21 protein-coding genes are annotated in these 22,285 nt (G+C 58.7%); 12 read left to right on the forward strand and 9 right to left on the reverse strand.

Features of this window, described 5'->3' with window-relative positions; translation table 11 throughout:
• The first annotated feature begins 4 nt into the window (after window positions 1-4).
• The 3 genes from GGR28_RS05650 (at window position 5) to GGR28_RS05660 (ending at window position 3,539) form a co-directional block, all read left to right on the forward strand.
• Window positions 5-2,149 carry a cation:proton antiporter gene (locus tag GGR28_RS05650; protein ID WP_183494769.1) on the forward strand — a complete coding sequence of 715 codons (2,145 nt, stop codon included), beginning with the start codon at window positions 5-7 and terminating at the stop codon, window positions 2,147-2,149.
• Between the two features lie 58 nt (window positions 2,150-2,207).
• Window positions 2,208-2,939 carry an SDR family NAD(P)-dependent oxidoreductase gene (locus tag GGR28_RS05655; RefSeq protein WP_183494770.1) on the forward strand — a complete coding sequence of 244 codons (732 nt, stop codon included), beginning with the start codon at window positions 2,208-2,210 and terminating at the stop codon, window positions 2,937-2,939.
• 93 nt (window positions 2,940-3,032) lie between these two features.
• Window positions 3,033-3,539, forward strand: coding sequence for a CIA30 family protein (locus tag GGR28_RS05660; protein ID WP_183494771.1), 507 nt, complete (start codon window positions 3,033-3,035; stop codon window positions 3,537-3,539).
• Between the two features lie 5 nt (window positions 3,540-3,544).
• Here GGR28_RS05660 and GGR28_RS05665 read toward each other — a convergent pair whose 3' ends face one another.
• Genes GGR28_RS05665 through GGR28_RS05685 form a run of 5 tightly spaced genes read right to left on the reverse strand, consistent with a single transcriptional unit; the run spans window position 3,545 to window position 8,347 of the window.
• Window positions 3,545-4,609: a hypothetical protein gene (locus tag GGR28_RS05665; protein WP_183494772.1), complete on the reverse strand. Its 1,065-nt coding sequence runs from the start codon at window positions 4,607-4,609 to the stop codon at window positions 3,545-3,547.
• 38 nt (window positions 4,610-4,647) lie between these two features.
• The gene (locus GGR28_RS05670) at window positions 4,648-5,073 is read right to left on the reverse strand and encodes an acyl-CoA thioesterase (RefSeq protein WP_183494773.1); all 426 of its coding nucleotides are present in this window, start codon (window positions 5,071-5,073) and stop codon (window positions 4,648-4,650) included.
• 36 nt (window positions 5,074-5,109) lie between these two features.
• Window positions 5,110-5,970, reverse strand: a complete 861-nt coding sequence (locus GGR28_RS05675) for a flavin reductase family protein (protein ID WP_183494774.1) — start codon at window positions 5,968-5,970, stop codon at window positions 5,110-5,112.
• A gap of 27 nt (window positions 5,971-5,997) precedes the next feature.
• Window positions 5,998-7,191: a fumarylacetoacetase gene (gene fahA, locus GGR28_RS05680; RefSeq protein ID WP_183494775.1), complete on the reverse strand. Its 1,194-nt coding sequence runs from the start codon at window positions 7,189-7,191 to the stop codon at window positions 5,998-6,000.
• Window positions 7,184-8,347, reverse strand: coding sequence for a homogentisate 1,2-dioxygenase (locus GGR28_RS05685; protein ID WP_183494776.1), 1,164 nt, complete (start codon window positions 8,345-8,347; stop codon window positions 7,184-7,186). Before GGR28_RS05685 ends, fahA begins: the two co-directional genes overlap by 8 nt.
• 144 nt (window positions 8,348-8,491) lie before the next feature.
• Between GGR28_RS05685 and GGR28_RS05690 the strand changes: the two genes are divergently transcribed.
• Window positions 8,492-9,259, forward strand: a complete 768-nt coding sequence (locus tag GGR28_RS05690) for an enoyl-CoA hydratase/isomerase family protein (RefSeq protein ID WP_183494777.1) — start codon at window positions 8,492-8,494, stop codon at window positions 9,257-9,259.
• Window positions 9,260-9,268: 9 nt separating this feature from the next.
• On the opposite strand, the gene GGR28_RS05695 is transcribed toward GGR28_RS05690, so the two are convergent.
• On the reverse strand, window positions 9,269-9,685 hold the full coding sequence (locus GGR28_RS05695) for a DoxX family protein (protein WP_183494778.1): 417 nt from the start codon (window positions 9,683-9,685) through the stop codon (window positions 9,269-9,271).
• 153 nt (window positions 9,686-9,838) lie between these two features.
• On the opposite strand from GGR28_RS05695, the gene GGR28_RS05700 reads away from it, so the two are divergent.
• Both GGR28_RS05700 and argB read left to right on the forward strand, forming a co-directional pair.
• The gene (locus tag GGR28_RS05700; RefSeq protein WP_183494779.1) at window positions 9,839-10,801 is read left to right on the forward strand and encodes a TraB/GumN family protein; all 963 of its coding nucleotides are present in this window, start codon (window positions 9,839-9,841) and stop codon (window positions 10,799-10,801) included.
• Between the two features lie 22 nt (window positions 10,802-10,823).
• Window positions 10,824-11,597 (forward strand): acetylglutamate kinase, encoded by a 774-nt coding sequence (gene argB, locus GGR28_RS05705; protein WP_183494780.1) that lies wholly within the window; start codon window positions 10,824-10,826, stop codon window positions 11,595-11,597.
• Between the two features lie 2 nt (window positions 11,598-11,599).
• Here the strand turns inward: argB and rfbD are convergent, their stop codons facing one another.
• Window positions 11,600-12,454: a dTDP-4-dehydrorhamnose reductase gene (gene rfbD, locus GGR28_RS05710; protein WP_183494781.1), complete on the reverse strand. Its 855-nt coding sequence runs from the start codon at window positions 12,452-12,454 to the stop codon at window positions 11,600-11,602.
• Between the two features lie 86 nt (window positions 12,455-12,540).
• Between rfbD and GGR28_RS05715 the strand changes: the two genes are divergently transcribed.
• The 5 genes from GGR28_RS05715 to GGR28_RS05735 all read left to right on the forward strand — a co-directional run bounded on the left by GGR28_RS05715 (window position 12,541) and on the right by GGR28_RS05735 (window position 17,375).
• The gene (locus tag GGR28_RS05715) at window positions 12,541-12,822 is read left to right on the forward strand and encodes a hypothetical protein (RefSeq protein ID WP_183494782.1); all 282 of its coding nucleotides are present in this window, start codon (window positions 12,541-12,543) and stop codon (window positions 12,820-12,822) included.
• A gap of 14 nt (window positions 12,823-12,836) precedes the next feature.
• Window positions 12,837-13,868 (forward strand): UDP-3-O-(3-hydroxymyristoyl)glucosamine N-acyltransferase, encoded by a 1,032-nt coding sequence (gene lpxD / locus GGR28_RS05720; protein ID WP_183494783.1) that lies wholly within the window; start codon window positions 12,837-12,839, stop codon window positions 13,866-13,868.
• Complete coding sequence (locus GGR28_RS05725) at window positions 13,865-14,404, forward strand: cob(I)yrinic acid a,c-diamide adenosyltransferase (protein ID WP_183494784.1); 540 nt, start codon at window positions 13,865-13,867, stop codon at window positions 14,402-14,404. The genes lpxD and GGR28_RS05725 overlap by 4 nt, the downstream gene beginning before the upstream one ends.
• Window positions 14,405-14,808: 404 nt before the next feature.
• On the forward strand, window positions 14,809-16,290 hold the full coding sequence (locus GGR28_RS05730; RefSeq protein ID WP_183494785.1) for a sigma 54-interacting transcriptional regulator: 1,482 nt from the start codon (window positions 14,809-14,811) through the stop codon (window positions 16,288-16,290).
• 29 nt (window positions 16,291-16,319) lie between these two features.
• The gene (locus GGR28_RS05735) at window positions 16,320-17,375 is read left to right on the forward strand and encodes a lactonase family protein (RefSeq protein ID WP_183494786.1); all 1,056 of its coding nucleotides are present in this window, start codon (window positions 16,320-16,322) and stop codon (window positions 17,373-17,375) included.
• Here the strand turns inward: GGR28_RS05735 and GGR28_RS19300 are convergent, their stop codons facing one another.
• On the reverse strand, window positions 17,376-20,477 hold the full coding sequence (locus GGR28_RS19300; protein WP_183494787.1) for a ligand-binding sensor domain-containing protein: 3,102 nt from the start codon (window positions 20,475-20,477) through the stop codon (window positions 17,376-17,378).
• Window positions 20,478-20,701: 224 nt separating this feature from the next.
• A complete protein-coding gene (locus GGR28_RS05745) occupies window positions 20,702-21,286 on the reverse strand; it encodes a DUF6992 family protein (RefSeq protein ID WP_183494788.1) in 585 nt (194 codons plus the stop codon).
• A gap of 68 nt (window positions 21,287-21,354) precedes the next feature.
• On the opposite strand from GGR28_RS05745, the gene GGR28_RS05750 reads away from it, so the two are divergent.
• Window positions 21,355-22,284, forward strand: a complete 930-nt coding sequence (locus GGR28_RS05750) for a YheT family hydrolase (protein WP_183494789.1) — start codon at window positions 21,355-21,357, stop codon at window positions 22,282-22,284.
• Window position 22,285 lies beyond the last annotated feature (1 nt).

Genomic DNA, 22,285 nt, shown 5'->3' on the forward strand with positions numbered 1-22,285 from the left:
CCCGATGACGCTCTACTTGGAGATTACCGCTTCCCTACCCCTCACGGATCCGGTAGTCAAGTTTCTGTTGATCCTGCTGATCATCCTGATCGTCCCGCTGCTGCTGAACAAGGTCAGGATTCCGCACCTGCTGGGACTCATTATTGCGGGGGCCGTCATAGGGCCGAACGGATTTAATCTGATGGAGCGGGACAGCGGCATCATACTGTCCGGTACGGCGGGCCTGCTTTATATCATGTTCCTGGCGGGCTTGGAGATCGACCTGGCGGACTTTAAGAAAAACAGCCGCAAGAGTGTCGTCTTCGGCATGTACACCTTTCTAATCCCGATGGGGGTGGGGATTCTGGCGGGCATTTATGTACTCAAGTTTTCCGTGCCTACGTCCGTGCTGCTGGCCAGTATGTTTGCTTCCCACACCCTGATCGCTTATCCGATGGTCAGTCGCCTGGGGGTTGCAAAGAACCGGGCCGTAAACATCGCGGTCGGTGGTACGGTGATCACCGACGTGCTGGCGCTGCTAGTGCTGGCCGTTATCGTTGGCATGAATGCCGGAGAAGTTACCCCGGTTTTCTGGGTCAGGATGGGCGCATCGATCGTCGCCTTCGGTGGCTTTGTGTTATTCGGGTTCCCCCTCATCGGCCGCTGGTTTTTGAAGCGTTTCGACGACAATGTCTCGCAGTACATCTTCGTGCTGGCCATGGTATTCTTCGGGGCTGCTTTGGCGGAGCTGGCGGGCATCGAGCCGATCATCGGTGCGTTCCTTGCCGGCTTGGGGCTTAACCGGCTCATTCCGCTAACCTCCCCGCTGATGAATCGGATCGAATTTGTCGGCAACGCGATCTTCATTCCCTTCTTTTTGATCGGCGTAGGCATGCTCATTGACTACCGGGCCTTTACCTCCGATCCGGCGACCATTCGGGTGGCCATGGTGATGACGGCCGTGGCAACCGCTTCCAAGTTTGCGGCCGCCTGGCTTACCCAGCAAACCTTCCGATTTACGGTAGACGAGCGGCGGCTCATCTTCGGACTGAGCAACGCCCAGGCGGCAGCCACCCTGGCCGCGGTGCTGGTCGGTTACAATACCATCATCGGACAAGCGGACGGGGGAGAGCCCATCCGCCTGCTCAACGAGAACGTCCTCAACGGCACCATTCTGATGATCCTGATCACCTGCACAACCGCCTCGCTCGTTGCCCAGAAGGGAGCCCGCAACCTGGCCCGTACGGAAGAACAGTCGGTGCCAACCCATGATTCTATCCCCCGTGAGCGTATCCTGATTCCCGTCAGCAACCAAGACACGACGGATGAGCTCATCAATCTGGGCGTGACCATCAAACAGGATAAAACGGGGGGGCAATTGTATGCCCTCAGCGTTGTCGATCACGATGTGGAAGATCCATCCGCGGAGGCACGCGCCAAGAAAATTCTCCACCGGGCGGCGGTAACAGCTTCGGCCACCGACAATAAGCTGTTGGAGTTGCTGCGCTATGACCTGAGCATCGTAAACGGCATCACCAGCGTCGTCAAGGAGCACCGCATGACCGACCTGATCATGGGCCTCCACGTCACCAAGGGCATCTCCGACACCTTTCTCGGACACCTGACGGAAGGCATTCTAACGCGCTGCAACATCACTACCCTCCTCTACAAGCCGGCCCAGCCCTTTGCTACCATCAAACGCCACTTGATCATACTCCCCGCCCGGGCCGAGCAGGAACCCGGCTTCCAGTCCTGGCTGGCCAAGGTGTGGAACATCGGTCGAAACTCCGGTGCCCGCATGGTTTTTTACGGACCGTCCGCAAGCCTGGCCCCCGTAAGGGAACTCAACCTTACCATGCCAATCGACGCCGCATTCACTGAGTTTGACGACTGGAACGACTTCCTCATTCTGTCCCGCGACTTCACCCCCAATGACAACCTGATCCTGATCATGAGTCGCACCGGTCAGCCGTCCTTTCAGCGGAGCATGCAGCGGATTCCTCATTACCTGAATAAGTACTTTCAGTCGTACAGCTTCATCATCATCTACCCCATGCAGGAGGGCGTCGAGGATTCTCCGGCGGTTGCCTTCCGCGACCCGAGCCTTACCGCCCCGCTCAAGAGCTTCAATAAATTAGGAAAGTCCATCGCCGGTGTGCTGAAAAGGTGAGGGTGGGCTGCGTAAAGTGCGGCAGAATGGTTTACTTCATGGCAAAATCCAGCTTATCGTGCGCTTCTCTTTATCAGGTAAAACGGCCATCGTCACGGGTGGGGGAAGCGGGATCGGCCACGCCATTGTCGAGGCGCTCACGGAGCAAGGAGCCACCGTGCATATCCTCGATCTCGCTGGGGAAGGACCGTACACCCACCACTGCGACGTTACCCAACAGGATCAGGTCAAGCAGGTGGTCGACAGCATTGCCCGGGGCGGGCGCATCGACATCCTGATCAATAACGCCGGTATCGGTTTCGTCGGAAACCTGGAGCAGACCACCGAGGAGGACCTGGACCGGCTGTACGCCGTAAACATCAAGGGGGTATACAACTGCGCCCTGGCCTGCGTGCCGCACATGAAAGCGCACGGTGGGGTAATTCTTAACATGGCCTCCATCGGCAGCAGCGTTGCCCTGGCCGATCGCTTTGCCTATTCCATGAGTAAGGGCGCCGTACTTACCATGACCTACTCCATCGCCAAGGACTACCTGGCGTATGGCATTCGGTGCAACAGCATCTCGCCGGCAAGGGTACACACTTCCTTCGTAGACAACTTTATCGCCAAAAACTACCCCGGCCGCGAGGAGGAGATGTTCGCCAAGCTCGCGGCATCCCAACCCATCGGCCGCATGGCCCAACCCCGGGAGGTAGCGGATCTGGCCGTTTACCTGTGTTCCGACGAGGCGGCCTTTGCTACGGGAACGGATTTCCCAATCGATGGTGGGTTCATCAAGTTGAACGGGTGAGGTAATTATTGTGGAACACGGCATCGGCTGAGCGGTTAGCATGGTATGCGCTCTCTAATGCTCGTCCTGTTCACCACGTCAATCAGTTGTACCATGCCCACGTCCACTAATCCCGTTTCCGTATACGACTTCCGCAAGGGAGTACCCGCTACCGCCTGGCAGGTGGAAGACGATACCGTGATGGGCGGCAGGTCGGCCGGCAAACTGGAGATGACCGAGTCCGGACACGCCCGCTTTTACGGTCACGTTTCGCTGGAAAACGACGGTGGGTTTTCCTCCATTCGCCACGAACTGAAGCCGCCGGTGGACGTATCGGGGCTACAACGTTTCGTAGTGCGACTGAAGGGAGACGGCTCGTCCTATACCCTACGGGTCAAGTCGGATCCGAGCAACGACTACTACCACCAAGCTACGTTTCCCACTACGGGTGAATGGGAACAGCAGGCGGTCGCATTTGCCGATATGGAGGCGGTGCACCACGGCGAGCCGGTCGATGTTCCCAATTTTTCCGCTGGCCGGGTCGTGGAGGTTCAGTTCCTGATCGGCAACAAGCAGGAACAAGATTTCGAGGTACTGATCGATCGGATCGCGGCGGAGTAGCTAGTCTATTCCACTACCTCGATACGCAAGTAGTTGTCTTCCCCCCGCAGCCGGCTACCGTCCAGCTCGACCACCGATACCGGTAGCGTGAAGCTGATTCTGTCGCTCAGGTCGACGAAGACCCGGTAGGATGCATCCGTATCGTCGGAAACGGTGAGCAGCCCCTTATCCAGGTCGAGCACGTAGCTACCCTGAAGTACGATGTGGTCGTTTGAGAGGAACATCACGGTACCGTCGTCGAGAAAACTGGCGCTGATGTTACCCAGATCCCCCGGATCGATCAGACTCCGTCGCGGCAAACGCTTGGCATCGACCACCCCGTCCCCCTCACCCGTCTTCGACCGGGGAATGAGGAGAAAACTCCGGGAGTACCCCTCGTTTACCAGGTCGACAAACTGCTTCGGGGTGAAACCACTCCGCAACAGATCGACTTTCGTAAACTCAATGGAGTCCAGGACACCCTCCCGGATCACCCGACCACGAAACCCCCGTCCCGAAACGGCATCTACGACCACAATAAGGTTATCGAGGTAAGTGCTCCGGTTGCGTTCGGCCAGCACCAGTACGGGTTGCGGATCGGTCACCGGTATGGTGTACTCCGAATACTGCAGGCCGGGGGTGGTGGCGCTCCAATCAAAGAGATGATTGACGAAGTCGCGCGCGCCAGGCCGGGCGTACTCCGGAAAACCGGTAAAGGCAGGCTCGAAACTGGACCAGTACTGCAGCCCGTCCATACCGTAGACGAAGGGCTGGTGGGTAAGGTCAGTGAGCGCGCCAGCTCCCACCGGCGGCTGAAGTCTGAGGAAAGAAGCGCCGCTGGCTAGGCTATCGATCCAGGAAGCACCGTCCGGCTCGACCACCGTGTCACGCGACGTAAGCACGCTGGTCAACCGCAGGTATTCGCCCTCCGCCTTAATTACATCACCGTACCGGAGCGGCCACCCCAGGATCGGCTTACCAACGTACAACCATTTGCCGTCTTCCGCGACATCCTCAGGGGCTTCGGAGGTACAGGAACCGGCGCCCAGCAAGACCGCCAGAACAAAAAAAACGTAACCCAATCTACTCATGCCCCCTCTAACACGCCCGAAAGAAATATGGCACACCCCTACCCTTTCCTCAGTCGCTCCAGCGCCGGCAACCACGCCTGCGGCAGCGGGGCCTTGCGCAACTTGCCGTAGTCGTAAGGCACGATCAGCTGCTGGGTCAGGGCGGCGAGGCGCAGGTGCAACGAACTGAAAACAGCAGTCTGCATGGTAAACCGGTCCTCACCAATTTCCAGCGTACGTACCCCGACCATTGCCGTATCGGGATAAGTCATTGGGTAGGTGTACTTACAATCCTGCCAGGCGAGGATGGCGCCCACGTCACCGGGAGCGAAGCTGGTGTTGACGCCCACTTCCTTAAAGTAAAGCACGCGGGCGGTTTCGGCCCAGCGCAGATAAACCAGGTTGTTGACGTGCTGGGCGGAGTCCATATCCCCCCACAGTACGGGAAAGCGGTGGAGGGTCTGAAAGTCTTCGGGAGTGATCATATTATCGGATAAGGGGCAAAGAAAAATGGGCAGGCATTAGAGGAGGATAGCCAGGGCCTCCTCCGTCTTTCCTTCCAGCAGATAATCCTGGGCGAGCTGGTGTAGGTGCTCGGTACCCCGCCTGCGGGCGCGTTGCACCTCCGGCCTTGACCGTATCCGTTCGACCAAGTCTTCGGTCGGCAACCGCTCGACGTTTCCGAGCCTGCCGAGATTATTGCCGGTGAGTACCGAACTGTTGCGGATGTGAGCGGGCAGTTGGTCGACTCCCATTCCCAGCGTCCGCAGGGGTTTCGGGATTTCAAACAGGCTAGCGGGGCTGGCGTGACAGTAGTCGTTGCCCCCCATGCGCGCGACCAGGTTCAATTTGCGGGTATCGAGGGCGCCCGCGGCATCGAGCATCGTATCGTCTATGTGGATGCGCACCACGCGGGCAATGACCAGGTTCCCGGCTCCCCCACCCTCACCGAGGGCAATGACGCGATCTACCGTACACTCGAAGGATACCGGCGATTCGGCGACCCGCGGCGGACGCACGGCCTCGCTGGGTAGCGGAGTGAATCCACCCTTAACGAATTCATTGACCCCGGTGGCGTACTCCGTGCTGGTGAGCGACATCTGCTCTACCATCGGGTGGTTGACGATGTTGATGACCACCTCGGGTACGGCGAGTACGTTGTTGAGGGTATCCTTAGCGCTGCCGTCCCGGCCCCGGCGTATGGGTGAAAATACCAGGATCGGGGGGACGGTACTGAATACGTTGAAGTAGCTGAAGGGGCTGAGGTTCACCCTGCCTTCCGCATCGACCGTCGAGGCAAATGCAATGGGACGTGGGGCGACCGCCGTGGAGAGGTAACCGTATAGTGCCTGAGTGGAAAGCTCGTTGGGGTCGAGGGTCATGGAGATTGTTTTAGATGGGGTACGCGCTTATGGCCGCAGTGGACGGGCGGGTAGGATGTTGCCGGTGGCCTCGCCGAAACCGACCCGCTGATCGCCTTCGCCCGCGTGCCCGGTGAGGGATACGGTGTCTCCGTCGGTGAGAAAGGACCCAGTCCGGCCGTTGTCGGTGATTTCCAGCAGGGAGCCGAAGGAATCGGGGTTCTGACCGGAGATGGTGCCGGAAGCCATGAGGTCCCCTACCCTGACATTACACCCATTGCTGGTGTGGTGGGCGAGCTGCTGAACCATACTCCAGTACATATAGCGGAAGTTGGAGCGGGAGACGGTCCGATCGTTGACGGACACTTCGAGGTGGATGTCGTAATTGTGCTTACCCCCCGTTTTCAAATAAGGTAGCACGGCGGGTTCCTGCGGCGGCCCGGAGGTGCGGAACGAGTCGAAGGCTTCCAGCGGCACGATCCAGGGGGATAGGGTCGAGGCGAAATTTTTGCCCAGGAAGGGACCGAGGGGGACATACTCCCAGCGCTGAATGTCGCGTGCCGACCAGTCGTTAAAGAGGGCCAGACCGAAAATATAATCTTCCGCTTCGTCTACGGGTACCGGCTCGCCGAGGGTTGAATCTTTGCCGACGATGAAAGCCATTTCCAGTTCGAAATCCAGGCGGTCCGTAGGTCGAAACACCGGCGCGGACGCGCCGGCAGGAAGGATCTGCCCTACTGGACGCCGGACGGGCGTGTCGCTCACGACGATCGAGGATGCTCTACCGTGGTAGCCCACCGGAAGGTGACGCCAGTTGGGGAGCAGGGCATTTTCGGGATCGCGGAACATGCGGCCGACATTGGTGGCGTGCTCGATGCTGGAGTAGAAGTCGGTGTAATCCCCCACCCGGATTGGTAGGTGGAGGGTAGCTTCCTCGCGCGGTACGAGGTGTTCGGGTTGTACCGGTGAGGACTGCTCTTCTCTTAGCCAGCCTTGCACCTGCGTCCGCGCCCTGCTCGTAACGCCCTTGCCGAGTGCGATAAAATCGTTGAGGTGGGGGCGGGAAAGAACGGCGGTGTCAAAGTCGAATACGCCGGTTTGGGCCAGCGCGGGGAGGTCAAGAATCTTGTCGCCAATGGCGATACCGACGTGCGGCGCGGAGCTTCCGACGGAAAAAACACCGAAGGGCAGATTGGCTAGCGTGAAGTCGGAATCGGGAGCAACGGTAAACAGCTTACTCATGCGGCAGCCAGCTCTGGTAGTACTTGCCGTCGTCGATGCGGGCGGCTTCCTCCGTGACTTGCAGGGGCCGGAAGGTGTCGATCATGACTGCCAGTTCCTCGGTAGACGTCTTGCCGATGCTGCCCTCGTAGGTGCCCGGGTGCGGGCCGTGGGGGATGCCGCCCGGATGTAGCGTCAGGTAACCCGGTCCGATGCCCGTACGGCTCATAAAATCGCCGTCGACGTAGTAGAGTACTTCGTCGGAGTCGATGTTGCTGTGATTGTAGGGCGCGGGAATGGCGAGCGGATGGTAGTCGTACAGGCGGGGGCAGAACGAACAGACCACGAACGATTTCGTCTCGAAGGTCTGGTGTACTGGGGGCGGCTGGTGGACGCGGCCCGTGATCGGTTCGAAGTTGTGAATGCTGAAGCCGTAGGGGAAATTGTAGCCGTCCCAGCCGACTACGTCGAAGGGGTGGCTGGCGTAGACCAGTTCGTGGAGCATGCCCTGCTTCCTGATCTTGATGGTAAAGTCGCCCTTCTCGTCGTGGGTTTCGAGGTCGCGGGGAAGCTTGTAGTCCCGCTCGGTGAAGGGGGAATGCTCGAGCAACTGACCGAAGTGATTGCGGTAGCGCTTCGGCGTGTAGATGGGGTCGTTGGATTCGGCGTACAGCAGGCGGTTGTCTTCCGTATTAAAGTCGATCTGGTAGATCATGCCGCGGGGGATGATCAGGTAATCGCCGTACTCGAAGGGGATACTGCCCAGCATGGTACGCAGGGTGCCGCTGCCCTGATGGATGAAGAGTAACTCATCGGCGTCGGCGTTTTTGTAGAAGTAATCCCGGAGCGACTTGCGCGGCGCGGCTACCCCGATCCGGACGTCGCTATTGACCAGCAGCGGTTTGCGGGAGGCGAGAAAATCGTCTTCGGGAGCTACGTCGAAGCCCAGCAGCTTACGGGCCGTGATGGTCTTTTCCTCCGCGATCTTGGGACTCATATCCTGTTTACCGACGATTTCTTTAACCTGAGTGGGCCGGTCGACGTGGTACATCAGCGACGACATTCCATCGAAGCCGACGGTGCCGAAGAGCTGCTCGTAGTAGAGCGATCCGTCCGGTTTACGGAACTGCGTGTGGCGCTTGGGCGGCAACTGGCCAAGGTGATGGTAAATGGGCATGATCGATAACTTTGTTGCTATGACAATTGTTGGTGGCCGGAAGTTTACAAAATGGGCAGCTCACCGGTGGCGACGGTCAAGATAGCGGACCGGCGGCAACCTGATTAGCGAATATTCGCTAAATTAGCCCAAATTCTCAGTTCCATGCCCGAATATGCCACCCTAAACGTTAGTAAACAGGATCGCCTCGCTACGGTCACCATCGATAATGGGCGGGTCAACGCCATCGACACGGCACTCTCGCGCGACCTGGAATCGGCCTTTCTCGACCTCGGTGGCGACGGTACCGTGGGGGGCGTGGTTCTAGCGGGTAAGCCGCACTGCTTTTGTGCGGGTCTGGACGTGAAGATGTTGGCTACCTCCGACAAGCAGGGGCTGCGCGATTTCTTCTCCGCCTACTTGTCGGCACTGCAAACCATGGTCCGCTTCGACAAGCCCCTGGTGGCCGCCGTGACGGGCTACGCACCGGCCGGAGGAACGATCATCGCGCTCACGGCCGACTACCGCGTCATGGGACGCGGAAGCAAGCATACCCTGGGCATGAACGAGTTTAATATGAGCCTGCAGATCCCCCGCATGATGGGCGATATTTTTGCTTACTACTTAGGTGAGCCGGCGGCCTGGGCCAATGTGCAGAACGCGCGTATGTACGACAGCGAAGCCTCCCTTGCGCTCGGACTAGTGAATGAATCGGTAGAGGTTGAGGAAGTGATTGAGCGGGCGGAGGCCCACTGCCGAAAGCTGATGCAGGTTCACTACCCGGTCTTCAAACGCACCAAGCACTACCTCCGGCGGGGGTTGCTCGCGGTGGTAGATCACGAGGTGGAGGAGATGGTAGACACCATTGAGGAGGATTTCGACGATCCGGTTTTCCAGCAGATGACCAAGATGTTTCTGGCCAGCCTGAAGTAGACCGAACCCCTACACCCGCGTGGTGGCGAACAAGCGCCGGAGCCGGTACCGGCCGCTTACGTGGGTCGCGGCGAGCAGCAAACCACCCATGATGGCCAGGTTCTTCACGAAAAAGAGGCTCTGCAGGCGGAAGGATTCGGTCCCCTCGGCCTCCACCCAAAAGTCGTGAACAATGAAGGTGAGCGGCACCCAGTAGATGAGCAGGAGTATGGCCCCGAGCCGCATCCGGTAGCCGAGCAGGATCATCAGGCCACCAAGCACCAGCAGCAGGATCGCGCCGTACAGAAAGAAATCCTGGTTCCAGGTGAGGCCGTAGATGGTCATTGCCTGCCGGTTCAGCTGCTCGAAAGCAAAGTAGTCGTACGCCTCGAAGAAGAAAATAAAGGAGAGGAGAATGCGCCCCAGCAGATCGAAGACATCTTTCATCTTCACAAAGGTAAGCGCGTGCCTTCAACCGGGTCAACGAAAGATGAGAAGGTGGCGCAGCGCTGAACCCGCGGACGATTTACGACAACTTTAGGACGGCCCGACAAATCCTTCCATCACCCACCGGCGTTACACCCTCCATACCTTCAGACTATGCACATTCGACGATTCACGCTGGCCTTCCTGATCGTAGCAACCTTTGCGGCTGCTTCCAGACTTACCGCTCAGCGAACCGCAACGACCGCCACCGCGGCATTTCAGATTCCTACGGTTAACGATACCAGCCTGCTCTGGCGGATTACCGGCGAGGGCATCGAACGGCCCAGTTACCTTTTCGGTACCATTCACCTGATCCCGAGCGATGACTACTTCCTGGAGCCATCGGTCGTCGGGGCGATCAACGATACGGATGAAGTCCTCTTCGAGATCGACCCGCGCGAGATGCAGAACCCCGCTGCCATGATGGGCCTGATGGGCAAGATCAATATGCGCGGCGACACCAGCCTCGAGGACCTGCTTACGCCCGCCCGTTACGACAGCGTGTCCACCTATTTCGCCGCTACCGGCCTGCCCATGTTCATGCTCAATCGTATGAAGCCGATGTTCCTTTCCGCCATGGTCGGACAAGACATGAGCGGCGGCGGTCCGTTTGGGGGCGCGGGCGGCAACGGGATGCAGAGCTACGAGTTCGAACTTTCCGAGATTGCGGAAACCGCCGGGCGGCCGATCAGTGGACTCGAAACCATGGATTTTCAGCTAAGCCTGTTCGATAGCATCCCCTATTCGGTCCAGGCAGACATGCTCTACAAGGCCGTAGCCTCGGAAACGGGCGACGAGATGAAGACTGGCGACAGCGACCTGGAGCGTATGGTTGCGATGTACAAGCGGCGTGCGGTAGCGGAGATGTCACAACTGATTACGGACGAGAGTGCGGGGTACGGCAACTTCGAGGAACTGCTGGTAGTTCGCCGGAATGAAAAGTGGGTCCCGACCATCATCGACCGGTTGGCCGCCACGCCGTCGACCTACGCCGTCGGTGCCGGACACCTGGGGGGAGCGCACGGGGTGATCGCACTGCTGCGCGCAAACGGATACACGGTGGAGCCGGTTTATTAGTCCTGGTTTAGATATTTGCCGCATGATCGTACTCAAGATTGGCGGCAACGTCATCAACAATCCGGCTACATTGCACGAAAGCCTGGATTACTTCGCCAGCCTACTGGAGCCCGCCGTCCTCGTTCACGGGGGTGGACGCAAGGCAAGTCAGGTAATTACCGAAATGGGCCGTGAACCCGTCATGATCGACGGCCGCCGGGTAACCGACCTCGCTACCCTCGAAATTGTTACGATGGTCTACGCCGGCATGCTGAACAAGGACCTGGTCGCCCAACTCCAGGCCCGCGGTACCAACGCCATCGGGCTCAGTGGAGCGGACGGGAATGCGGTACTGGCCCAAAAGCGTCCAGTTAAGGACATCGATTATGGTTTTGCCGGCGACGTGACCGCCGTGAACGCCCCCTTACTGGACGCGCTGCTCCGGCTGGGGCTTCGCCCCGTCCTGTGTCCGATCACCCACGACAGCCACGGGCAACTGTTAAATACCAATGCGGACACCATCGCGAACGAGACGGCAACGGCCCTGGCCGGTATGGAGCATGAGGTGAGCCTGCGTTACTGTTTTGAATTGCCGGGGGTACTCACGGACATTGCCGATCACGGTTCCGTCATTCCGGAGCTTACGCCCGAATCTTACGCACGGTACCGGGCCGACGGGCAGATCGCGGGCGGCATGGTACCAAAACTGGACAATGCCTTTGCGGCCCTGCGGGCCGGAGTGACGGAGGTCGTGATCGGAGACATTGCTTCGCTCAGGGAAGGTAGAGGAACCCGCATCCGGCTAAATCGAGACTGACCTTACTTTTCAATTCCTGCCATGCACTCTACCAGCGCCTCCCGCCAGTGGCGGGGCGTGCCGACGACCTTGGCGATTTTGGCCGTATCGAGTACGCTGTAGGACGGGCGTTTAGCGGGAGTGGGATACTGGCTGGTGGAGATGGGGCGGACATTGCAGGTAACGCCCCCGAGCTCGTGTACGGCCTTGGCCAGGTCGTACCAGGAGCACACGCCACTGTTGCTGTAATTATAGATCCCCGGGGTGGCCGTGGACACGGCCAGCTTGATGGCCGCGGCGGCCAGGTCGGCGGCATAGGTAGGTGATCCGACCTGATCGGCCACGATGGCCAGCTCGCCGCGTTCACGTCCGAGGCGAAGCATGGTGCGGACGAAGTTTTGTCCGTATTCGGCGTACACCCAGCTTGTACGGATGATGTGTGCGTCGGGATGGTGCCGCATAACCTCGTTCTCTCCCTGTAGTTTAGTGCGGGCGTATACACTGGTCCCCAGGGTAGCATCGCTTTCGCGGAGGGGCCGGTTAAAATCACCGGCATAGACGTAATCGGTGCTGAAGTGCACAAATTTTACTCCATTCTCATGACAGGCCGCAGCGAGCCGGCGGGCACCGTCGACGTTGATGCGGTGAGCTTTATCGGGCTCGGATTCGGCGCGGTCGACGGCGGTGTATGCGGCGGCATTAAAGCAAATGTCGGGTTGGGCTTCGGCGAGTGCCACCCGCAGGTCTTCGGGGCGGGTGATGTCGAGGCTCGACCGGTTGTAGGCGAATATCCGCCAGTCCGTAAGTGATTCTTTAGCGGCGGTGATGAGCTTTTGTCCGAGTTGGCCACCGGAACCGCAGATCATTATTTTCTTCATTGGCGGCAAAAGTAAGTATTCCGTTGGTGGGCGTGAGCGGGTCACGGCTCACCCATAAGCTGTACTTTTACCGCAAATCCCCCTCCATGCGTATCATTGGTCGCCTGCCGGATGCCCGGATGCAAATCACCGTGTTCGATAACGACGGCCGCTTTCCGGTCCAGTTCGAGCTGGCGGGTATCACGCAGATCTACCGCTTTCGTAAGGGTGAACGACTAAGCAATATGGGTCACCTGCGGGACTACATCGATGAGCCCTTCCGTGCGGCCGTGCTGCGGCAATTTGGGGAGATGCAACGCATCCAGGCCGGGGTGATCAACCGAATTGAACCACAACACGAAGGCGATCAGCTGCCGGATATCATATAAGCAACCTAAAATTTATGCAAATTTCTGCCGCCGCTCTGGCTAAAATGATTGATGCCACCGTCGATGGCGACCCGGACGTCATAATTACCGGTCCGGCCCGGATTGAAGAGGCAGGTGCCGGGCAAATTACCTTTCTCGCCAATCCCGTATACGAACACCACCTATACACCACCAAGGCCACTGCCGTACTGGTGAGCCGTGAATTCAAACCGAAGACCACCATCAGCCCTACGCTGTTGCGGGTCGACAATGTCTACGAAACCGTCAGCGGCTTGCTGCAGGTGTACGAACAGACCGAGGCAGCTAAAACCCCGCGCCAGGTGAGTCAGCACGCGAGCGTTGAAGCGGATGCGGTGCTTGGCATTAACGTCCGGATCGGCAAATTTTCCGTGGTCAGCCCCGGCGCCCGAATCGGTGACAGCACGGTCATTCTCGATCAGGTATTCATTGGCCCGAACGTCCAAATCGGTGCCGACTGCGTACTGTACCCGGGAGCCCGGGTAATGCGCGACTGCGTGGTGGGCAATAACTGTATCATCCACGCAAACGTCGTGATTGGTTGCGATGGATTCGGTTTTCTACCCGACACGGACGGCATCTACCGTAAAATTCCGCAGGTAGGCAACGTAGTGATTGGGGACGAAGTAGAGATCGGTGCCGGGACGACCATCGACCGGGCCACCATGGGCTCTACCCACATTCGCCGGGGGGTGAAACTCGATAACCTAATCCAGATCGGCCACAATGTAGAAATTGGGTCGAATACGGTGATTGCGGCCCAGACCGGCGTGGCCGGCTCTACGAAGATCGGCGCCAACTGCCGCATTGGGGGCCAGGTGGGCTTCGCCGGTCACCTGACGATCGCGGACGGTACGAACATCGAGGCCCAGTCCGGGGTAGCCCGCCACATTCGCGAGCCCAACCAGGCCTTCGGGGGATCGCCGGCTTCCACCTACCAAAACTGGATTAAAAGCGCCCTGCTTTCCCACCGGTTGCCCGAATTTTACAAGCGGCTTGCCAAGCTCGAAAAAATGATCCTGAAATGAAAATATATACCCGCACCGGCGACCGGGGGGAAACCGGCCTGTTCAGCGGCCGCAGGGTGAGTAAGGCCGATCCCCGCGTCGAAGCTTACGGTACGGTGGATGAGCTGAATGCCTGCATGGGATTGCTGCGGGATCACGTAGCTCCTTCGGATCCGCACGGCTCCCGCGTCCGGGCCCAACTACTTGAACAGCAAAAACTACTGTTCGCACTCGGTGCCGCCCTCGCCGACGACCGGGAGGGGAACAGCTACCAACTACCGGAAGGGGCAAGCGGGATGCTGGAAACGTATATGGATGAAATGGACCGGGAGTTGCCAAAAATGACGCACTTCGTCCTGCCTGGTGGTAGCCCCGCAGTGAGTTTTGCTCACCTGGCGCGTACCGTGTGCCGGCGTGCCGAGCGGCGCACCGTAGAGTTGGCGGAATTGGATTCCGCGATTATCGTATACCTGAATCGCTTAAGCGATTACCTGTTCGTCCTCTCCCGCTACCTGGCGCAAACCGGTAACGTCGAGGAGATTCTGTGGGAGGGCTGAGGCGGAGTTCAGGACGCCGAATCAGTGGGCGGGCCTTCTGGGACCGGCGATTGCGTGGTAGGCGACGTAGCCAGCCATAGCGAGAATCGAAACGATCAGAAGGAGAATGAGGAGTAGGGCGAAAAAATCCATGGCGTTAGTGTTTATCCGTGTAACAATATAATGAAGTTACGAAATTTTCCGCTCCTACGCAATATAATTTACAATTTGACGTAGGCCAGAATTCGCTGTGGCACGGACTCATTTGTTAACCTACGCGGAATGATCCGTTCGTATCATCGGATCACCAGTTTGTCCCCCCTGTTTCGGGAGCATCAATTCTTATCGCCGGGGACGTCTCCGGGGGGTACAACCAATCCTTCGGACAGCCGTTTAACATTTTTCCCCATCCAACTAATCTATCTATGGCCCAGGCCAAGACCCTCGGTGAGCTTAAGGCCACCGGATATACCCCCCGCAGCGTCAAGCAGGAACTGCGCGAAAACCTGATCAAGCGTCTAAAGAATAAGGAAGAAGTTTTTCCCGGCATCATCGGGTTCGACGACACGGTGCTGCCCGACCTTCAGCGGGCAATCCTCAGTCGGCACAGCGTCCTGCTGTTGGGACTGCGCGGTCAGGCCAAAACCCGCATTGCCCGCCTGCTCGTCAATCTACTCGATGAGTACGTACCGGTAGTAGCCGGTAGCGAACTGAACGACGACCCCCTGGCTCCGATCAGCCGCTCCTCCTTCGATCTGATTCACGAAAAAGGCGACGACACCCCGATCGAGTGGTGGCACCGCAGCGATCGGTACGTAGAGAAACTGGCCACGCCTGACGTATCGGTAGCCGACCTCATTGGCGACGTCGACCCCATTAAGGCGGCCACCCTGAAGCTTACCTACGCCGATGAGCGGGTGATCCACTACGGACTCGTACCGCGTGCCCACCGGGGCATTTTCGTGATTAACGAACTGCCCGATCTTCAGGCCCGCATCCAGGTATCGCTGTTTAACATCCTGCAGGAGGGAGACATTCAGATCCGGGGATTCAAGCTGCGACTGCCGCTCGACATCCAGTTCCTCTTTACGGCAAACCCGGAGGATTACACCAACCGGGGCAGCATCATTACGCCCCTTAAGGACCGCATCGAAAGCCAGATCCTTACCCACTACCCGAAAACGTTGGAGATCGCCCGCAGCATCACGGCACAGGAGGCAACACTCACCGAGGAGCAATCGAAGCTCGTCGAGGTACCGGAACTGCTCAACATAATGCTCGAACAACTGTCGTTCGCCGCCCGCGAAAGCGAGTACATCGACGAGAAATCGGGGGTATCGGCCCGCCTCAGTATTACGGCCCTCGAAAATTTGGTCTCGACCGCGGAACGGCGGGCACTGATCAACGAAGACGACCATACCGCGGCCCGAATTACCGATTTCTGGGGGGTGGTCCCGGCCATCACCGGAAAGGTAGAACTGGTGTACGAAGGGGAACAGGAGGGTGCCTACGGAGTTGCCATGAAATTGCTCGGACAGTCCATCAAGACCAGCTTCCTCGAGCACTTCCCCGATCCGACCGATACGGTAGCCGACGGCAGGGGCGGCAGCGATCCCTACGGAGTTATTCGCGCCTACTTCAGCGGCGGCAACGTCGTCGAATTGCTCACCGACGGCAGCAACGATGCCTACCGCAAGGCCCTGGATAATGTGGCCGGGCTACGCAAGTTCGTAGACGGCCACCTCGACCGCACCCTTTCCGAAACCGATACCTACCTGTACATGGAATTGGTGCTTCAGGGACTGGCCGAGATGGAGGTCCTCAACAAGGAAGCCCTGCACAATAGCCTCAACTTCAGGGACATCCTGGCCGACATGTTCGGCAGCGACGACCTGGACTTTAATTAGCGTAACTTTCCCGCCGCAATTTTCGGTCGATGCTATTACTGGTGGGAGCTTACACGTTGGATATGGAGGATGGAGTTCCGGGTCGGGCCCGGGGCATCTCAGCCTATGATTTCTATGCCGGCGAAGGTCGGCTGGAGTTCCGGGGCTATACTCCGACGGTCAATCCCAGCTACCTGTGGGTGGACGAGGCCCGAAAAATCGTATACGCTATACGGGAATGCCCCCAGGAGGGCGGCCCGGGAGTTGTTGCCTACCGGGTAATTCGGGAGCGCAACCGAAGCGTGACGTTCGAAAAGATCAACGACGTTCACACGCCGGGTGACCACCCCTGTCACCTGATGGGCATCGACGACACCCTGGTGGTAAGCAGCTACACCAGCGGCACCCTCGATGTGTTTGCTCGGGGAACGGAAGGCGAACTCGGGGAGCACCTGCAACACATCGAACTACCGCCCGTCAGGCCCGGTCACCCACCCCGCGCCCACTGCACGGCATTTGACCGGCGCCGGAACCGGGCCTACGTTTGCGACCTCGGCAGCGACCGGCTGCTGGTATTCGATCGGTCGGGTGATGGGTGCCTTACGTTACTGGCCGACCACGGGGTGGAGCTTCCCGAAGGTTCCGGACCGCGCCACCTCGCTTTGCACCCATCCGGGGATTACGCTACGATCATTTGTGAATATCACGGCATTACCTTACTGGTCGACCTGAAGGAAGACAAGCCCCGGCTGGTGAAATCCGCACTCTACCTTCCCGAACGGGCCGTCGACCGGGCCAGCGGCGCGGCAATAACTACCGACGCAAGCGGTAAGAACGTGTACGTGAGCGACCGAAAGTACAGCGTCGTAACGGCCCTGCGCCTGGATGTGCGCGAACCCCGCTATCAACCCCGCGATACCTACCCCAGCGGCGGGGAGCGGCCACGGGACATTAACCTGTCGCCGGACGGACAGTGGCTGCTGACCGCCAACGTAAGTGATCATACCATCGGGGTATTTCGCGTTCAGGCCGGAGGTGTTTTACAGTTGCACCATGTGGTGAAGAAGGTCCCTAGCCCCACTTGTCTGAAGTGGATGAAGGGCTGATCAGGCCAGTCGCCGCATCCGTAGCGTAAGGGTGTATCCCGAACGATCGTCGATGGTGAGTTCTGCCCGTAGTCGCTGAGCCCGCATGCGCATGTTGTCCTTGCCCTGCCCCGTTTTGGGAGTAAAGCGACTGGTGGTGTAGGTGGGCGCCTCCTTGCTCTTCGTTCCCACTCCATTGTCACGGATGAACATCTCGAAGGTTTGCGCGAACTGCTCCAACTCGATCTCGACGAAGGTGGCCTTACTGTGGCGGGCGATGTTGTTGATCGCTTCCTTGTAGATAAAATAAAGATCCTGACGCACGTTACCCGCAAGCTCTCTTTCCTGATTGAAGCCGGTGGCCCGAAATTCGTACCGGATGTCGAGGGGCAATAGGACCTCGTCCGCGTGTTCCTGCATACGCTGCAGTAGGTTGCCGATGTTGTCCCGGCGGCTGTCGATGCTCCAGATCACGTCGCTCATCTTCGACATGGCGTTACGGCCGGCCTCCCCGACGGTCTGGAGGCGGTTGCGCAATTTATCGTCGTCCGTCTTGCCCTGTAATAATTCCGCCTGGAGGGTGATGCCGGCCAGCAACCCGCTTACTTCGTCGTGAATGTCGCTGCTGAGCTGGGTTCGCAACTGCTCATTGCGCAGTCGCTCCCGCAATTTGGCCTGCAGGATAAAGAAGAACAGCCCAACGATAACTAGGACGATCACGAACTGGAACCAGGTCTTTTCAATGATGTACTGTCGCACCCGGATGTTGAGGGAGAGCATCTGCTCGCCGTAGTTGCCATTGGCACCGGCCCCCTGTACGAGCAGGCGGTACTTGCCGGCCGGGAGGTTGTTGTAGCGTACGGTACGCTCGTTGCGCAGTTCGCGCCATTCGTCATTAAAGCCCTCCAGCTTGACACGGAACTGGGTCAGGCTGGGTCGTTGGCCGACCGGGAGGGCGAAGGATACCGCAATGCTTTTTTCGTTGGCGCGGACCAGCAGGTCCTTCAGTTCGTCGAGGTTACGGGTAATGGTCCGGTTTTCTCCACGACCGTATACCACGACTTCGGTGAGCATTACATCGGAGCCGGCCGTTTCACTGCTGAAGTCTTCGTCGCGGAATACCGACAATCCGTTGTCGCCACCGAAGAAGTACCGCCCGCTATTGTCGCGGTGAAAGGAAAACTGGTTGAATTCGTTGTTGACCAGCCCGTCCTCGAGGTAATAGCGCCGGAAGGGACCCGATTTAATGTCGTCGGGCAGGTGCACCAGGCCATTGTGGGTAGAGAGCCAGTATCCGCCGACGGAATCGGGCAGAATGCCCACGACGGTGTTGCTGCTCAGGCCATCCTGGCGCCCGTAGCGCACCACCTTTCCGGTGTTGGGGTCCATTATGCGCAGGCCGGCGTCGGTTCCCAGCCACCACTTTCCACCGACGTCTTCGTAGATGCAGTTGATCGTAAAGGCATTCATCTCCACCCGCTCTTCCTCACCAGCCATGCCGCTGAAGAAGGTGGTGCGGCCGGTCCGTGTATCGTAGCCGACCAGCCCCCGGTTGCGGGTACCAAGTAGCAACAGTCCACTGCGCGAAGGATACAGGTAGTTGATGCGTAAACCACGAATACCCTCGTCGTTTTCCTGGCTGTCCTTTAGTTCCACGAAGGCCGCTGAGGACGGAAAAAACTCCAGCAGCAAGCCCACCTTGCGCGGGTCGGAAGCCCCGAGGTACAGCGTACCCTCCGGACTGATGGCCAGGCAAGTGATGGGGTAAGCGGAATCGTAGGTTTTGGTGACTCCGGTAGCGACGTCGTACCGGAAAAGCAGTCCGCCCTTGCCAAAGCCCGGTGGCTGTGCTATTCCCCACACAGCGTCGCGAATTCGATCGTAGGCAAGCTGGGTGGCTTCACGGAGGTTGATGGCCTGCCCTTCGGCGTCGACCAGCGGACGATCCTCCAGTTCGGTACTTCCCCGACGCATAGCGTGCAGGCGGCCGTCCGCTTCCATAATGTAGGTCGTTCCTTCGGCATCCTCGGCCATACCGGTGACGACGTGTCGGTAGAGGTCGTTGGTATTCTTGGTGGTAAGGTAGGTCTGGATCGATTTGACGTACCGCTCCATTACTCCGAGGCCCTCCCGCAATCCGAGGTAGGTGGTTTCGTTGAAGTTCATGGCTACGGCACTGGTGACCAGTCGGTCGATCGGTAGCTCGCGTTCAAACAGTTGGAAGTTGCCGGCCGTATCCACCAGGTAATATTCATCGGGATAACGCCGCCCCAGGATGTCCTCCGTAGCGAGAAAGAGCAGCTGACCGAGTTTATCCTTAAACACCTGGGTGTAGCGGAGCCCGTCGTCCAGGTCCGGTACCGGCACCGGACTCCTCTCCCGTTCCGGCCGCCAACGGAACAAGGGGTAGCCGTCGCGAAAACTCAGGTAGACGTAGCCCCCCGGCCCCTCGGCCATGGTGTAGAACCGCCGCTGACTGGAGGTGCGGGGAAAAAATTTGGTAAGGACCTTTCCCGTTGCCGAGAGGTGGCGAAATCCGTGCTCCTCGTCGTAAAGCAGAAACTGCCCGTTGCTGAGCGGCAGGAGCTCGATGCGCGGGGCAAAGGTGAGCCAGCCGTCGTCGGGCTGATTGAAGATGGTCTTGAATCCACGGTCCGTGTACTCATAAAGCGTCGTACCCTCCTGACCGATGGTGACCACGAACGTGCGTCCGTACTGGTCCGTTTCGATGGCCCGCGGGTAGCCAACTACGCCCGTGCTGGGTACCATCCGGACTTGTTCGACCGAGAAATCGCGGGGATCGAAGCGATCGAAGTAGCCGTAAAACTCATTGAAGGTGATGATCAGTCGGCGGTCGTTGTCGGCCCGGATCGATTCGATGGCTCCCCGGCTCAGCCGCGTTTCGCTCAGGTTGCCCTGTCCGAAACTCAGAAAGGCATGACCATCGAAGCGGTTGAGCCCGTCCATCGTAGCGATCCAGAGGTAGCCGTCGTCGCCGATGTGCAGGTCGTTGATCTCCCGGGTGGAAAGCCCGTCGGTGACCGTGAAGTACTCAATGCGACCAGTCTGGGCGCCGGCACCCGCCACGATCAGCGTCAGAAATAAAAGTAGAATGGTTTTCACAAGAGCGAATGAGCCACAAGATAAGATACGAAAAACCGACGGTAGCCCCCCACTGACGGGGCGCTCAAATTAGACAACCGTTGCCCGAACAACTGAGTTAGTGTTCGGGTTACACTAATACAGGCTATTTAATTTGACACTAGAACACACTTCAGCAAGCTTATAACTCCATAACGACATTGGATATTCCCCGGCACCGTTTTTACGGACCGGGGATTTCTAATTTAAAAAACCAGCTGAAGCCCCACTCCCTCCCCCACGCTCCCCATCAGCAAACGGAAACTATCGTCGCGGTCCTGTGCAATAAAGTAGTTGACCAGATCGAAGAGAAGCAAGAATCCCCCCTGGAGCAGCACACTATTTCCGTAGCCACGCAGTCGCGCAACGTCGGCCCCTACCCGCCCGGCACGCTCCCTGAGGTAGAGTCCACCCATGATGTAGCCTACGTCGAGCCCCGCATTCAGGAGCAGAATTTTTTCAAACCCATTGTTCTTCTGCAAACTGCCAAAGAGGTCCAGCGCGGAGGGATCTTCCCGGGCCGCAGCCACATATCCCAACCCCGCAATGCCCAGGTTGACCACGTTCCAGATGGCGTTCATTTCGTGAAACCGTCGGGTCTCGCCGGAGGTCCCGCTACGCAGCGTAAGCCCCAGTCCGATGTTCCCTACGGCCCACCCCCCCAGCACCAGCATGGCCCCCTTCTGGTGGTCGATGCGGGCCAGGTTTAGGTTCACCGCGCCGTCCAGATTTTGGGCGGTGACGCAGGAGCAAAGCAATAATCCGAAGAGCAAAAGCCACTGGTATCTCATTCCCATCAAATTTAAAACCAAACTACGCCGCTGCTTATTGGTTTCCCTTGCACCCGCGACCCCGCCCCATGATACACAGATTAGCCGGTCACTACCAGACCATCATCCCCAACCTTTTTCGCCGCGTCTCCATCGGCTACCGCCGAGAAAGGATCGATACCCCCGACGGAGATTTTCTCGACCTTGACTGGCTCGACCACCCCGCCAGCCGGAAATTGGTGATCCTTAGCCACGGACTGGAGGGCGACAGCAGCCGGGTATACGTGGCCAGTGCCGCTCACTACTTCGCACGCCACGGCTGGCAGGTCCTGGCCTGGAACTGCCGCAGCTGCTCGGGGGAAATGAACCGTACCCGCAAACTTTATTCCCACGGGCAGAGCGAGGATCTGGAGGCGGTCGTCGACCATGCCATCGCACAAAATCTCTACGACCGCATCGTACTGGTGGGCTACAGCATGGGCGGCAACCTCACCCTGAAGTACTTGGGAACCATGGGTACCAACCGGCCGGCCCAGGTGACCCACGGCGTCGCCTTCTCGGCACCCTGCTTCATCGAGCACAGCGTGGATAGCCTGGAACGGCGCGACAACTGGGTATACAAACGAAAGTTCTACCAGTCGCTGGCCGCGAAAATATCCGCGAAGGAGGCACAGTTTCCGGGTACGGTCGACCTCACTCAACTAGATAAGGTGAAGGTGTGGCGCGATTTCGACCTGGCGTTTTCCGCGCCCATCGGCGGGTACCGTGACCTGGACGAGTTTTACGGCTACCTCTCCTCCGGAAATTACGTAGCCGATACCACGGCGCCGGTGTTGATCGTCAATGCCCAAAACGATCCCATCGTACCGGAGGCCTGTACCCCCGTAGCCCTGGGCAAGCAACATCCCCTGATCACGGTGGAACAGCCACGCCGGGGCGGTCACGTGGGTTTTGCCCTGCGCGGCAAGGACTGGAACCGGATGGACGAGCGGGCGCTGGCCTTCGTAAATGCTGGCTAGC

The organism is Neolewinella aquimaris (assembly GCF_014197245.1).
In the GTDB taxonomy this organism is placed as follows: Bacteria; Bacteroidota; Bacteroidia; order Chitinophagales; family Saprospiraceae; genus Neolewinella; species Neolewinella aquimaris.

Coding starts and splice junctions, on each gene's coding strand:
- fahA (WP_183494775.1), bottom strand. CDS start 7,191: ATGAGTAAGCTGTTTACCGTTGCTCCCGATTCCGACTTCACGCTAGCC.
- GGR28_RS05730 (WP_183494785.1), top strand. CDS start 14,809: ATGGCCCAGGCCAAGACCCTCGGTGAGCTTAAGGCCACCGGATATACC.
- GGR28_RS05665 (WP_183494772.1), bottom strand. CDS start 4,609: ATGAGTAGATTGGGTTACGTTTTTTTTGTTCTGGCGGTCTTGCTGGGC.
- GGR28_RS05715 (WP_183494782.1), top strand. CDS start 12,541: ATGCGTATCATTGGTCGCCTGCCGGATGCCCGGATGCAAATCACCGTG.
- GGR28_RS05745 (WP_183494788.1), bottom strand. CDS start 21,286: ATGAGATACCAGTGGCTTTTGCTCTTCGGATTATTGCTTTGCTCCTGC.
- GGR28_RS05685 (WP_183494776.1), bottom strand. CDS start 8,347: ATGCCCATTTACCATCACCTTGGCCAGTTGCCGCCCAAGCGCCACACG.
- GGR28_RS05660 (WP_183494771.1), top strand. CDS start 3,033: ATGCCCACGTCCACTAATCCCGTTTCCGTATACGACTTCCGCAAGGGA.
- GGR28_RS05670 (WP_183494773.1), bottom strand. CDS start 5,073: ATGATCACTCCCGAAGACTTTCAGACCCTCCACCGCTTTCCCGTACTG.
- rfbD (WP_183494781.1), bottom strand. CDS start 12,454: ATGAAGAAAATAATGATCTGCGGTTCCGGTGGCCAACTCGGACAAAAG.
- GGR28_RS05735 (WP_183494786.1), top strand. CDS start 16,320: ATGCTATTACTGGTGGGAGCTTACACGTTGGATATGGAGGATGGAGTT.
- GGR28_RS05750 (WP_183494789.1), top strand. CDS start 21,355: ATGATACACAGATTAGCCGGTCACTACCAGACCATCATCCCCAACCTT.
- GGR28_RS05695 (WP_183494778.1), bottom strand. CDS start 9,685: ATGAAAGATGTCTTCGATCTGCTGGGGCGCATTCTCCTCTCCTTTATT.
- GGR28_RS05725 (WP_183494784.1), top strand. CDS start 13,865: ATGAAAATATATACCCGCACCGGCGACCGGGGGGAAACCGGCCTGTTC.
- GGR28_RS05675 (WP_183494774.1), bottom strand. CDS start 5,970: ATGACCCTCGACCCCAACGAGCTTTCCACTCAGGCACTATACGGTTAC.
- GGR28_RS05700 (WP_183494779.1), top strand. CDS start 9,839: ATGCACATTCGACGATTCACGCTGGCCTTCCTGATCGTAGCAACCTTT.
- lpxD (WP_183494783.1), top strand. CDS start 12,837: ATGCAAATTTCTGCCGCCGCTCTGGCTAAAATGATTGATGCCACCGTC.
- argB (WP_183494780.1), top strand. CDS start 10,824: ATGATCGTACTCAAGATTGGCGGCAACGTCATCAACAATCCGGCTACA.
- GGR28_RS05690 (WP_183494777.1), top strand. CDS start 8,492: ATGCCCGAATATGCCACCCTAAACGTTAGTAAACAGGATCGCCTCGCT.
- GGR28_RS05650 (WP_183494769.1), top strand. CDS start 5: ATGACGCTCTACTTGGAGATTACCGCTTCCCTACCCCTCACGGATCCG.